Annotated in this window: 13 protein-coding genes; 5 read left to right on the top strand and 8 right to left on the bottom strand. The window is 66.7% G+C overall.

Features of this window, described 5'->3' with window-relative positions; genetic code table 11:
* Positions 1–43 precede the first annotated feature (43 nt).
* The 3 genes from HY57_RS17990 to HY57_RS17980 all read left to right on the top strand — a co-directional run bounded on the left by HY57_RS17990 (position 44) and on the right by HY57_RS17980 (position 3,458).
* Complete coding sequence (locus tag HY57_RS17990; RefSeq protein ID WP_019464863.1) at positions 44–1,639, top strand: S53 family peptidase; 1,596 nt, start codon at positions 44–46, stop codon at positions 1,637–1,639.
* A 191-nt stretch (positions 1,640–1,830) separates the two neighbouring features.
* Positions 1,831–3,252, top strand: a complete 1,422-nt coding sequence (locus HY57_RS17985) for a YeiH family protein (RefSeq protein WP_026033855.1) — start codon at positions 1,831–1,833, stop codon at positions 3,250–3,252.
* Complete coding sequence (locus HY57_RS17980; protein ID WP_038580066.1) at positions 3,249–3,458, top strand: hypothetical protein; 210 nt, start codon at positions 3,249–3,251, stop codon at positions 3,456–3,458. The genes HY57_RS17985 and HY57_RS17980 overlap by 4 nt, the downstream gene beginning before the upstream one ends.
* Positions 3,459–3,545: 87 nt before the next feature.
* Here the strand turns inward: HY57_RS17980 and yjgA are convergent, their stop codons facing one another.
* The gene (gene yjgA, locus HY57_RS17975) at positions 3,546–4,136 is read right to left on the bottom strand and encodes a ribosome biogenesis factor YjgA (protein WP_019463501.1); all 591 of its coding nucleotides are present in this window, start codon (positions 4,134–4,136) and stop codon (positions 3,546–3,548) included.
* A 28-nt stretch (positions 4,137–4,164) separates the two neighbouring features.
* Positions 4,165–4,413: a DUF1653 domain-containing protein gene (locus tag HY57_RS17970; RefSeq protein ID WP_019463500.1), complete on the bottom strand. Its 249-nt coding sequence runs from the start codon at positions 4,411–4,413 to the stop codon at positions 4,165–4,167.
* A 364-nt stretch (positions 4,414–4,777) separates the two neighbouring features.
* On the opposite strand from HY57_RS17970, the gene pmbA reads away from it, so the two are divergent.
* Both pmbA and HY57_RS17960 read left to right on the top strand, forming a co-directional pair.
* Positions 4,778–6,139 carry a metalloprotease PmbA gene (gene pmbA / locus HY57_RS17965; RefSeq protein WP_430536784.1) on the top strand — a complete coding sequence of 454 codons (1,362 nt, stop codon included), beginning with the start codon at positions 4,778–4,780 and terminating at the stop codon, positions 6,137–6,139.
* Positions 6,140–6,262: 123 nt separating this feature from the next.
* Positions 6,263–6,700: a DUF4870 domain-containing protein gene (locus HY57_RS17960; protein WP_038580064.1), complete on the top strand. Its 438-nt coding sequence runs from the start codon at positions 6,263–6,265 to the stop codon at positions 6,698–6,700.
* Between the two features lie 44 nt (positions 6,701–6,744).
* Here HY57_RS17960 and HY57_RS21865 read toward each other — a convergent pair whose 3' ends face one another.
* The 6 genes from HY57_RS21865 to HY57_RS17930 all read right to left on the bottom strand — a co-directional run bounded on the left by HY57_RS21865 (position 6,745) and on the right by HY57_RS17930 (position 12,150).
* Positions 6,745–7,488, bottom strand: a complete 744-nt coding sequence (locus HY57_RS21865; protein WP_019464652.1) for a hypothetical protein — start codon at positions 7,486–7,488, stop codon at positions 6,745–6,747.
* A 106-nt stretch (positions 7,489–7,594) separates the two neighbouring features.
* Entirely contained in the window at positions 7,595–8,518 is a 924-nt protein-coding gene (locus HY57_RS17950; RefSeq protein WP_026033820.1) for a polyprenyl synthetase family protein, read from the bottom strand.
* The gene (locus HY57_RS17945; protein WP_038580060.1) at positions 8,478–8,729 is read right to left on the bottom strand and encodes an exodeoxyribonuclease VII small subunit; all 252 of its coding nucleotides are present in this window, start codon (positions 8,727–8,729) and stop codon (positions 8,478–8,480) included. Before HY57_RS17945 ends, HY57_RS17950 begins: the two co-directional genes overlap by 41 nt.
* A gap of 192 nt (positions 8,730–8,921) precedes the next feature.
* Positions 8,922–10,211, bottom strand: a complete 1,290-nt coding sequence (tilS, locus tag HY57_RS17940) for a tRNA lysidine(34) synthetase TilS (protein ID WP_100218171.1) — start codon at positions 10,209–10,211, stop codon at positions 8,922–8,924.
* Positions 10,204–10,959 (bottom strand): NYN domain-containing protein, encoded by a 756-nt coding sequence (locus HY57_RS17935; protein WP_019464656.1) that lies wholly within the window; start codon positions 10,957–10,959, stop codon positions 10,204–10,206. The genes tilS and HY57_RS17935 overlap by 8 nt, the downstream gene beginning before the upstream one ends.
* Before the next feature lie 108 nt (positions 10,960–11,067).
* On the bottom strand, positions 11,068–12,150 hold the full coding sequence (locus HY57_RS17930; protein WP_019464657.1) for a hypothetical protein: 1,083 nt from the start codon (positions 12,148–12,150) through the stop codon (positions 11,068–11,070).
* Positions 12,151–12,370: the final 220 nt, after the last annotated feature.

Raw genomic sequence — 12,370 nt, 5'->3', positions numbered from 1 at the left:
CGGAATGTCATCCACTACGGATCACGCTACGGGAGATCGTTTCATGCAGATGAAGAAGTCGACGCTGTGCCTTGCACTGACTGCTGCATTTGGATTGTTTGCTTCCACGCCGCTACTGGCGGCATCCCCCTGGGCCACGACTGCGACGCATGCCCATGAGCTGGCAGCGACCGCTGCCGTGAAAGACATCGCCGAATCGAGCATGCCGATTCATGTCGAGGTCGTCATGAAGGTGCAGAACGGCGCCGCGCTCGATGAGTTCGTCGCCGCCACGCACAACCCCAAGAGTGCGGCGTTCCGCACCACGTTGCAGCCCGCCGACGCCATCGCCATGTTCTCGCCAAGCAGCACCCAGGTGCAGGCTGTGGTTGATCACCTGGCCAAGGCCGGCTTCACCAACATCCAGGTGTCGGCCAACCGTCTGATGATCTCCGCTGACGGTAATGCGGGCAGCGCGATGAATGCGTTTGCCACCCGCCTGATCCACGCGAACGATGCCGAGGGTCGTGCCGCCTACGCGAACATCGACGATGCCAAGGTGCCGGCTGCGCTGGCCGATTCAGTGTTGTCGATTGTTGGTCTGCAGACCGTGTCGCACGCGCACACCATGATCAAGCCGGTCGCCGGTGGCACCCAGATCGCCTCGGGCACCGTCGGCCACAACCCCACGGAATTCCCGACCATCTACAACGTCGGCAGCACGCCGACCGCGTCGACGGTGACTGTCGGCATCATCAGCGACGGCGACATGACGCAGCCGCTGAAGGACCTGACCTCCTTCACCACCAAAAACGGCCTGCCGGCAGTCAACACGCAGGTGGTCGTGGTGGGCACGCCCGGTACCGATACCAGCGGCACGCCCGAGTGGGATCTCGACAGCCAGGACATCGTTGCCATGTCGGGCGGCGTGGGCAAGCTGATCTTCTACACGGCCAACTCGTTGGGTAACAGCGCGCTTACGGCGGCGTACAACCAGGCCGTGACCGACAACGTGGCCAAGGTCATCAACGTGTCGCTCGGCGAGTGCGAAACCACCGCCCACAACGACGGTTCGATGGCTGCCGACGACCAGATCTTCAAGTTGGGCGTGGCACAGGGGCAGACCTTCTCGGTGTCCACCGGCGACTCCGGTTCGAACGAGTGCGGCAAGTCACCGCGTGGCACCACGCCGAGCTATCCCGCCAGCTCCCCGTACGTGGTTGCGGTGAGCGGCACCACGCTGACCACCAGCTCGACCGGCTGGACGGGCGAGACCCTGTGGAGCAAGGCCGGCGGCAGCCCGAGCACGGTGGAACCGAAGCCGAGCTGGCAGACGCAGGGCGGCGGCACCACGCGCGATGTCGCTGACGTTGCCTACGATGCCGATCCGAACTCCGGTTCAATCATCATCGTGAACGGCTCCAACGCGCAGTACGGCGGCACCAGCCTGGCTGCGCCGCTGTTCGCCGCCACCTGGGCACGCGCACTGGCGGGCAAGCCGACGCTCGGTTTCGCGGCGCCGCACCTCTACACCGTGCCGACCAACAGCTACCACGACATCGTGTCTGGCAGTAACGGTGGCGAGACGGCGACGGTGGGCTGGGACTACGCCAGCGGTTTCGGCAGCATCGTGGTCAGCAATCTCTACAGCAACCTCTGACGCCAGCTTCATGGTGATCGGCAACGGGGCGCCTGGCGCCCCGTTGTCGTTTTGGAGTGGGTATATCCATAGAACGAATGCTCATTTCGCTTTGCGTCGGGCCGGGCGGACAGTGCAGCGTGCGGCCATGTCTGTGGCCGTACGGACGTCCAGATGTCCGTAGACGTATGACTTCCGACGAGTGCAGGGCGATGAGCGACGCTACCCGAGTTCTGCCGGCGCAAGTCCGGCCATCCCATGATGCTGCCACGCGCCCGGTGCGCTGGGGGCTGTTTGCCAACGAAGACTGGTGGTCGGTGTGGATTGGCCTGGCGGTGATCGTCGTGGCCTGGGCATGGTTCGCGCATGGCGGCAGCCTCAAGTGGCTGGCGGTGGCACCGGCCAAGTGGAAGACGCTGGGCGAAGCATGGCAGGGCGTTGCCTCGCACTGGCCAAACTACGTGGCGTTGTTCACCGCCTCTGCCTTGCTGTTCGGCACGGCGCTGGCGGTGCTGGGGCATTCGCTGTCGCGATTCCTGCCCTCGTTCCTGATCCTGTTCGTCACATCGTTGCTGATCTTTCTCGCGGCGACCTGGACGGAAGCATCGCGCTACAACCTGGAAGCGCCGCTGCTCGCACTGGCGCTGGGCCTGCTCGTGTCGAACACGGTGCGCCTGCCCGAGTGGTTCCAGTCGGGATTGCGTGTGGAGTTCTACATCAAGGTGGGCATCGTGCTGCTGGGTGCGACCTTGCCGCTCACCTTGCTGTTCTGGGCAGGTCCGGTGGCGGTGGGGCAGGCGACCATCGTGTCGCTGGCCACGTTCTTCACCATTTTCTTTGCCGGCAAGGCGTTGGGACTCGACCGGCGTTTCGCTGCGGTGCTTGGCGTGGGTGGCGCGGTGTGCGGTGTTTCCGCGGCCATCGCCAGCAGTGGCGCGGTTCGTGCGCGGCGCGAGGACACATCGGTCGCCATCACCCTGGTGGTGGTGTGGGCCATCGTGATGATCTTCGTGCTGCCTTTCGTTTCGCGTGCGCTTGGACTATCCACGGCCGTGGCGGGCGCATGGATCGGTACATCCGAGTTCGCCGATGCGGCGGGTGTCGCCGCCGCGCAGGCTTATGGTGATGCCGCGCGCAACGCGGGCGGTGCGATCGCCGGCGCGCCCGACGCCGCCGTGCAGGCCTTCACCCTGATGAAGGTCGTGGGGCGCGATATCTGGATCGGCATCTGGGCCTTCGTGCTGGCCTGGGTGGCGACCACGCGCTGGAATGCGGCGGAAGACGGCGTTCGGGCGAAAGCCGGCGCGAGGGAAATCTGGGCGCGCTTCCCGAAATTCGTGTTCGGCTTCGTGCTGGCCTCGGCGTTGGTGACATGGATCGCCAGCCACTATTCGCTGGCCGATTATCGCAAGATCGTCACGCCGGGCCTGGTGGCGCCGATCAGCACGCTGCGGACCTGGGCCTTCACCTTCTGCTTCCTCAGCATTGGACTCACCACTCGCTTGCGCTCGCTCACCGCAACGGGCTGGCGCCCGCTGCTGGCGTTCACGGTGGGCGTGATGGTGAACGTGATCGTCGGCTACGTGCTATCGGTGCACGTGTTCGCCGACTACTGGAACGGGTTGGGCGGATGAAGCTGGCCGCCGTGCCCGATGCGCGCTGCGAGCGCTGCCGTTTTTTTCGCGACGATCCGCGCGAAACGGAGCAGCGCGTGCCGGGGCTGATGTCGTTCGGTTCGGCCTATGGGGCGAGCATCGCGGCGAGTGCGTTGTGCGACGTGCACGATAGCTGGGTGTCGCCGGGGGATTCCTGTGGGCGGTTCGAGCCAGTGGAGGGGTGAAGCAGGTCGAGTCGCGCACAGGGTGCGCTCCCACAAGTGGGCGTTCTAACTTTGTGGGAGCGCACCCTGTGCGCGACTCAAGTGCCCTCAGTCTTCGTGCTCTTCCGCACCGTCGATGTCGATATCGACGTCGTCGATGACAGCCTCCGCCGCGCCACCACCCGCTGCCAGATCTTTCAGCAGCTGGTAGATCTCGCGATACGCGCGCGGCGGCTTGTTGCCGTCCTTCTCGATCTTCGCCTGGCGCACCAGCGAACGCAGGTGCTGGCGGTCGACGCTCGGGTACTGTGCAATCAGTTCGCCCATCGCCTTGTCCGGATCGGCGACGAGGCGATCGCGGGTGGCTTCCAGGCGGTGCATGGCCGCGGTTTCCTGGCGCTGGCGATCGCGGTTTTCACCCAGCGCGGCGCGCACGCCGTCGAACACGCTGGTGTCGTGGCGACGCATCACCTTGGCGAGGAACTGCATCTGGCGTTTGCGCGCAATGTGCGCAGTGATGCGGCGGGTGTTGGCGATTTCGCGCTGCACGTCTTCAGGCAGCTCCAGCCGCGCGAGCTTGCTTTGCGGCAGTTCGACCAACTGGATGGCCAGTGCCAGCACGGCCAGTGCATCGCGGCGTTGCTGCGTGCGGGTGGGGCCGTAGTCGTGGTCGGGGTCGTGGGTGTAATTGCGGTTCACAGATCAGGTTCCAGCAGTGGGGCTGCGCTCAGGGTGTCACCACGACGCCATCGAGCAGGTCGGGTTCGGCCTGCTCCAGCGTGAAGCGGGGGATGGGCTCGCCGTCCAGCTCCACGGTCTCGCAGAACATGGCGGCGGGGCGCACCCACAGGCCGTACTCGCCGTAGAGCGCCTGGTAGACCACTACTTCCTCCATCGTCTCGCTATGCCGGGCGGTGCCCAGCACGCGGTAACGCTGACCTTTGTAGTGGCGGTAGATGCCGGCTGTCAGGGACATGGCTTGGCTCCGCGACGCTCTTTGCTTTCGGGGACGCGCCCCCATTTTGGGGAACTGCGCGGTAGGACCGCGTATTCTACCCGTTCCTGGAGTCTGGTTCGTGCCTTCCTGTGGCCCGCGTTTGCCGCCCAAAGCCCTGCGTGAGTGTTCCGTGGCGCAGCGCCTGGCTGGCCGTCAGGTCAAGCCGCGGGGCGCTCACGCAGGGCTTTGGGCGGCAAACCCTTCGGGCCGGGTCTGTTTGCCCGCCAGCCTTCGTCATCTCTCAGTCGTGTATTGACATACACTCCTTCGCTCTTTCTTGACTGGCGCGCAAACAGCTCCCGGCGCGGGTCACAGGAAGGCACGAACCAGACTCTAGTGCAGGATTTCACGCGTGACCCAGCTTAGCCCCACTCAGGACCGCAGCAACGACGAGCTCGACCGCCTCGCCCAACTGGCCGAGGACGTGATTCGCCGGGCCCGCGCCGCCGGCGCCAGCCAGGCGGAGGTCGCGGCCAGCATCGACACAGGGTTGAACGTGAACGTGCGCCTGGGCGAGGTGGAAACAGTGGAGCACACGCGTGACCGTGGCTTCGGGCTGACCGTGTACTTCGGCCAGCGCAAGGGCTCGGCCAGCACGGCCGACCTGCATCCCGATTCCATCCAGGCCACGCTGGACCAGGCCTGCGCCATCGCCCGCTTCACCGAGGAAGACCCGGCGGCTGGCCTGGCCGACGCCGCGCGGATGGCCACCCAGTTCCCCGACCTGGACCTGTGGCATCCGTGGCGCATCGAAACCGACCAGGCCATCGCGCTCGGCAAGCAGATCGAGGACGCCGGCCGCGCGCATGCGGGCATCACCAACTCCGATGGCGCCAGCGTGCAGATGGGCGAGAGCCTGGCCGTCTACGCCAACTCCCACGGCTTCCTGGGCCGCGAGCGTGGCACCCGGCATTCCCTGTCGCTGTCGCTCATCGCAGGCGACGACGAGGGCATGCAGCGCGATTACTGGTATGACAGCGTGCGCTCGGCGGATGACTTCATGAGCGCGCAGGCGCTGGGCGACAAGGCCGCGCAGCGCACGCTCGCCCGCATGGGCGCGCGGAAGCTTTCCACCCGCCAGTGCCCGGTACTGTTCACGCCGGAAGTGGCGCGCGGCCTGATCGGCCACCTGACCAGCGCGGTCAGTGGCGGCGCGCTGTATCGGCGCGCCAGTTTCCTGGTGGACCACGCTGGGCGGCAGATCATGCCCTCGTGGATGAACATCATGGAGCGGCCCTTCATCATGCGCGGGCAGGGCTCGGGTTCGTTCGATGCCGAGGGTGTGGCCACGCGCGACAGTGCGCTGATCGAGAACGGCGTGCTTGCGCGCTACGTGCTAGGCAGCTACTCGGCGCGCAAGCTGGGGCTGGCATCCACCGGCAACGCGGGTGGCATCCACAACCTGGTCGTCGAGCCTGGCCAGGACGATTTCGCCGCCCTGCTCAAGCGCATGGGCTCGGGCCTGGTGGTGACCGAGGTGATGGGGCAGGGCGTCTCCACCGTTACCGGCGACTACTCGCGTGGCGCGGCCGGTTTCTGGGTGGAGAACGGCGAGATTGCCTACCCCGTGGAAGAGATCACCATCGCGGCCAACCTGCGCGATATGTACGCGAATATCGTCGCCGTGGGTTCGGACGTGGACCATCGCTCGCACCTGCTGACCGGTTCGATCCTGCTGGAGCAGATGACCATCGCCGGCGAATGAGCCCGGGTGGGCGGGCACGACCACTGGCACCCGCCAAAACGCGTGGACACTTGCTAGGATCGGGTCGTCAGCCAACGGGCTGACCAAAGCAGAACAGGCTTTTACGACCCAGGAGAAGTGCGCATGAGCGTTCCGCCCGAGTCTGTCGTACCGCCGCCGTCGAGCGAACCGGCCCCGCCGTCGGACCTACCCTCCGCCCAGGAGCGCCAGTGGGCGATGTTCGCTCATCTTTCCTCCTTGCTGGGCCTGCTCATCACCGGCCATTGGCTGGGCTGGGGATGCTTCCTCGGGCCGCTGATCATCTGGTTGGTGAAGAAGGACACGATGCCCTTCGTCAATGACCAGGGCAAGGAGGCGCTGAACTTCAACATCACCGTCGCGATCATCTTCTTCGCCCTGTTCGTGCTCACCCTGATCACGCTGGGGCTGGGCGTGGTGATCGCCATGCCCATCGGGGCCGTGGTCTTCATCGCCTGGCTGGTATTCACCATCATCGCGGCGATCCGCGCGAACGAAGGTCAGCGTTATCGCTACCCGTACACGCTGCGCCTGATCGGCTGACGCCGGCACGCACGGAAAGGCGGCCCTCGCGGCCGCCTTTCCGATCAGTGCAATCCCACGTAGGTGCGCTTGAACGTCACGGGCTGTTCCAGCGTGGGTACCTTCCACGCGCCGACCACGACCATCTGCTGGCCATCGGGCGTCATCGCCCAGGTCTGGTCGAGCTGGCTGCCGTCCGAGTAGCGGATGTTCACGGTCAGCTGGCCGTTCTCCATATGGCCGCGCACCATCGCGGTGCCATTGAGCGACTGCCGCGCCACACCATCCAGCTTGCCGGTGAGCTGGTCGCCATTGTTCAGGCGGATCTGGAATGTCTTGTCGTCCTGCTGCACCAGCAGGACCGCATCGCTCTTCAGCGTGGGCGGCATGGGGTAGGTCGCGGTCGCGATCGGGTCCTTGTCGCTGGCGCCGGCCGGCTTGCTGTCGCTGCTGTTGTCGCCATGGCGGCCATGACCGCCGCCCATGCCGCCACCACGACCCATGCCACCGCCGCCCATACCGCCACCACTCATGCCGCCATGGTGGCCACCCCCGCCGTGGCTCGCGGTAGCCGGGGGCGGGCTGGACGAGGATGCGGCCGGTGTGGGTTGCTGGCTGGCCTGCTCCTTGCGCGCTTCGATGCGCATGGCGTTGGTCAGGGCGTCGGGGCTGTCACTGTTGCGGTCGTCCAGGCGCCATGCCCCGGTGAAATCCGTGGTCTGCGCGGCGCTCGCGGTGCCGGCGAGCAGCAGGGCGGCAAGGGTGCCGGCGAAGGCGCCGCGGTAGCGGGAGAAACGGGGATGCGGCATGGGGCTGGAACCGTGAGGGACGTATGGCCTTCGAACGTTCCAGCACGGCCGCTGTTGACCTGCTGTCAGCGAAACGTAAGCGGCATCCCCGGAGAGCGTGCCCGGCTTATTTCAAACGCGCCGCTGCGAAGCGGGCCAGTTCCGCCAGCAATGAACCACGGCCGCCGAAGGGGGCGATCGCCTCCAGTGCGTCCCTGGTGAGGCCCGCAAGGCGCTCGCGTGACGCTTCCATGCCGATGATTGAGGGGAAGGTGGGCTTGTCCGCCGCGGCGTCCTTGCCGGCCGTCTTGCCGATCACGGCCGATTCTCCCTCGACGTCGAGGATGTCGTCCCGCACCTGAAAGGCCAGGCCGACCGCGTGGGCATAACGGTCGAGCGCGGCAAGCTCGTCCGGGGAGGCATCGGAGGCGAGGCCGCCCAGTTGCACGGCGGCGCGGATCAGCGCGCCGGTCTTGCAGGCGTGCATGAACTCCAGCTCGCCCAGCGTCAGCCGGCGGCCGACGGCGGCCAGGTCCAGCGCCTGCCCGCCGGCCATGCCGTCGGCACCGCAGGCGCGGCCGAGTACGCGCAGCATTTCCACGCAGCGGGCCGGCGACACGCCGGCGTCCACGTCGTGGGCCAGTAGTTCGAAAGCCAGTGCCTGCAGCGCGTCGCCCGCCAGGATCGCCATGGCTTCGCCGAACACGATGTGGCAGGTGGGGCGGCCGCGCCGCATGGCGTCGTCGTCCATGGCGGGCAGGTCGTCATGGACCAGCGAATAGGCGTGGATCAGCTCCACCGCGACAGCGGGGGAGTCCAGGCGCGAACCGGTTTCGCCGAGCGCATGGCCGGCCGCGTAGACCAGCAGGGGGCGCAGGCGCTTGCCGCCGCCAAGCACGGCATAGCGCATCGCCTGGTGGAGTTCCACGGGGGCGGTGTCGGCGGGGGGAAGCGAGCGGACAAGCGCCTCGTCGGCGCGAGCGATCAGCGACTTGAGCTGGGCGCTGAGCTCAGAGCTCGGGTTCGAAAGGTTCGGCTGTGTCTGGGGCATCGGGGTCGAGCAGCATTCGTACACGCAACTCGGCATTTTCCAATGCCTGCTGGCAATGACGATAGAGGCCGATGCCGCGTTCGAAAGAGGACAGGGATTCGTCCAGGCTCAATTCCCCGCCTTCCATACGCGCAACCAACTGCTCGAGTTCGTCCAGCGAGTGTTCGAAATCGGCGGCGGGAGCGACGGGGGCGGATGCAGACTTGGCCATGGCCCGCAAAGCTAGCGCAGGGGCCGTGCGGAATCAATCCGCGAGGGCTGGCACGTCGCGTCCATGTTGCGACCAGCGGGCCGCGATCCCCTGTGGGAGCGCACCCTGTGCGCGACGTGCGCACGGATCACCGAAGCGGCAGGAGGGTTGGGCCGCGGTCGCGCACAGGGTGCGCTCCCACAAGGCGGCGATCTACCAGGCCGGCTGCCAGCGTGGACGGGCCTCCCCCAAGAGCGCCATGCCCTGCGCACTGAACCAGCGGTCACCGACGCCGACGAGCTCCCCCTCCGCAAAGAACAGCGGGCAGGCGCTGCGGCGCCATGGCGGCATGCCGCTCTGCTGGAACAGGTCGCGCAGTTCCCGGGTATGCGGGTCACCGGCGGGGCGCAGGTGTTCGCCGCCCCGGCGCAGGCGCACGATCAGCGGGGTAGCCAGCCGTGCCGGCGGATCGAGCATCAGGCTGCCGCCATCGGGCAGGGCGAGCGGCTCCCCCTGCCAGATCGCCTGCCATTGCGGGTCGATGACCGGCTGGGGCGGCAGCGCCCACAGGCGGCCCTTCCACACGTGCACCTCGGCACCCGGCCAGCGGATGCATGGCAGCTGGCCGTCGCGTGCCACGCACTGTCGTTCGATCTGCTCCCGTTGTGCGGTGGTGGGCGCGGGGAGGCCGCGGGAGTGAAGCCAGTCATCGAGCAGGGGGTGGCGCAGGGCGGGCGACAGCGCGAGCCAGCCGCTGGCCTCCAGGCTGCCATTGGCCGTATCCAGCAGGCGCGCCTGTTCGGCGCGCCACTGATGCGCCAGTGCCTCGCTGGCGGCGCGATGCAGGCTGGCGCTGTGGACGATGGAGTCCACCGCCTGCGGCCAGTGCTGGCCCAGGCGCGGCAGGATGTCGTGGCGGAGGAAATTCCGCGAAAGCCGGGCGTCGTTGTTCGACGGATCATCGATGGTCGGCAATTGGTGTTGTTCGACGTAGCGCCGCAATACGTCGCGGGGCGTGTCAATCAACGGGCGCCACAGCACGCCATCACCCAGCCGACGCGTCTGGCGCATGCCGCCCAGGCCCTCCGGGCCCGCGCCGCGCAGCAGTTTCAGCAGGACCGTCTCGGCCTGGTCGTCGCGGTGATGCGCCAGCAACAGCCGCTCGCCTTTCTGCAACGAGGCGGCGAAGGCGCGATAACGCGCGTCGCGCGCCGCGGCCTCCAACCCATAACCGCGTGCGTGGTCCACGTCCACGCGCAGTACGAGGCAGGCCACCCCCCATTCCTGTGCCAGCTGCCTGCAGTGTTCGGCCCAGGCATGGCTGTCGGGGTGCAGGCGGTGGTCAACGTGCAGCGCGCGCAGGCCCCGCGCATGGGCTTCAGGCAATTGCGCCAGCGCGTGCAGCAGGGCGGTGGAGTCGGGGCCTCCGCTGTAGGCCACGCACAGGGCACCCTGCGGTTGCTCCCGCAGTGCGCGGCTCAAGGTCTCCACCAGCTTAGTCACGGGCGGTGGCTTTCTTGCTCTTGTTGCGCACGTAGATCACTTTCGGGCGACCTTCGCCGGGGCTGCGGCGATCCATCTCGAACAGCGTCGTGGCGGTGATCAGCTCACTGAGCTTGTTGTAGCCGTAGCTGCGCGCGTCAAAGTTGGGACGCTGCTTGGTGACGATGGAACCCACGCCGCTCAGCGTCGCCCAACCGTCGTCGTCCGAGGCCGCGTCCACCGCATTGCGCAGCAGGTTCACCAGGCTGGAATCCTGCTTGAGCTGCGCGGCGGTGCGGGGCTTGAGTGGCTGCTCTTCATCCGGCTTGGCGATCAGGATGTCGGTGTAGATGAATTTGTCGCAGGCCGCAACGAACGGGTCGGGCGTCTTGCGTTCGCCGAAGCCGTAGACGATCAGCCCCGATTCGCGGATGCGCGCTGCCAGCCGCGTGAAGTCGCTGTCGCTGGACACGATGCAGAAACCGTTGAAGCGACCCGAATACAGCAGGTCCATCGCGTCGATGATCATGGCCGAGTCGGTCGCGTTCTTGCCGCTGGTGTAGCCGAACTGCTGGATCGGCTGGATGGACTGCGTCAGCAATTGCTCTTTCCATCCCTTGAGGTGATTGGACGTCCAATCGCCGTAGGCGCGCTTGACGTGCGCCGTACCGTACTTGGCGACTTCCGCGAGCAGCGGCTCGGCAATGGTCGGCTGCGCGTTGTCCGCGTCGATGAGTACGGCGAGCTTGGTGACGTGTTCACTGGCCATGTCGGCCTCCGCAGTGACAGGCGGGCCGATCATAACGCGTTGGCGTGGCAGACCGCGGCAAGGGCAGCCCCGGTGTGTGCCGGGGCTGCGCAGCGGCTTCCTGCCGTGTCAGTCGGTGCCGAATGGCGGCGTGAGCCCGGTGAAGTCGCCAATCACCTTGGCGTCGTAAGGGCCGTTGAGCTGATTGAAGCCGCTGCCCGGCGCATTGATGGTGCCCTGCTGGAACACGATCTTGCCGCCGTGGGTAATTTCAATCACGCGATCGTTGAACTGGTCGCTGATCAGCGTGTTGCCGTTGCGCAGGCGCACCGCGCGCGTGGGCAGCGGTGCCGGGTTGCTGCCCGGAGCGTTGCTGGTGATGTACTGCCATACCGTGTGGTCGCTGCCGTTCACTTCCACGATGCGGTTGTTGTTGGAGTCGGTGATCAGCGTATCGCCGTTGGGCAGGCGGCTGGCGAATGCGGCGCCGCTGACGGTGCCCTGGTCGGTGAAGGTCTTGAGCAGTTGCCCGCGGGTGGTGATCTCGATGACGCGGTTGTTGTTTTCATCGGCGATCAGCACGTGCCCGTTGGTGAGCACCTCTGCGCTGTTGGGATTGCTGAGCTGGTTGGGGCCGTTGCCCGCCACGCCGGTGGTGCCGTATTGCCAGACAATCTGGTGCCCCAGGTTGACCAGGATGATGCGCTGGTTGCCCTGGTCGGTGATCAGCACATGGGGGCCCGCGTGGCCCGGGAAATTGATCAGGAAGATCGAATGCACCGGTGTGTTGAGCTGGTTGGGCCCTGCGCCCGTGACGCCGGCCTGGCCGTACTGCCAGATGATGTTGCCACCCGGCTCAACGATGAAGACGCGGTTGTCGGGGCAGCCATTCATGACGTCGCTGCAACCAGGGAAGCCTGGCGGCGTGCCGGTGCCGGACAACAGGGTGAGTGGACCGAAGCGCTCGGCGTCGTTGACGCCGACGATGCTGTGCGGGCCAGGCACGTCCGAGCCATTGCCGAATTTCCAGAGGACGCGATGCGTTGCCGGGTTGATCTCGACCACCCGGTTGTTGAACTGGTCGGCGATGAGGATGTTTCCTTCGGACTGCGCATGGGCCGGAGGTGAAACCGCCAGGCCTGCCAACGCGATCGCGCTGGCGGCGGCCAGCGCGAGGCGGGACGGTACTGGCCGAAGCTGGAAGAGAGCCATGTTCTGACGCCTCCGTATCGATGCGGAATGGGGAGTCAGAGGGCGTCGCCGGCCCGCAGCTGTCACGTACCCTGCGCAGCAGGGACATCCCTCTGGATCGGTCGCCGCGGGCGGTGGCCCATCAAGCGCATCCCATCGCCGTGATCACCCATGGCGGCGGGCAAGGGTTTCCTGCCTCGCCCAAGGTGAGTGCCCTGAATCAGGCTTTTGGTTTTACCAG

It is taken from the genome of Dyella japonica A8 (assembly GCF_000725385.1).
GTDB lineage: Bacteria > Pseudomonadota > Gammaproteobacteria > Xanthomonadales > Rhodanobacteraceae > Dyella > Dyella japonica_C.
The sequence above is the reverse complement of the archived record's forward strand: the minus strand, read 5'-3'. Positions and strand labels throughout refer to the sequence as shown.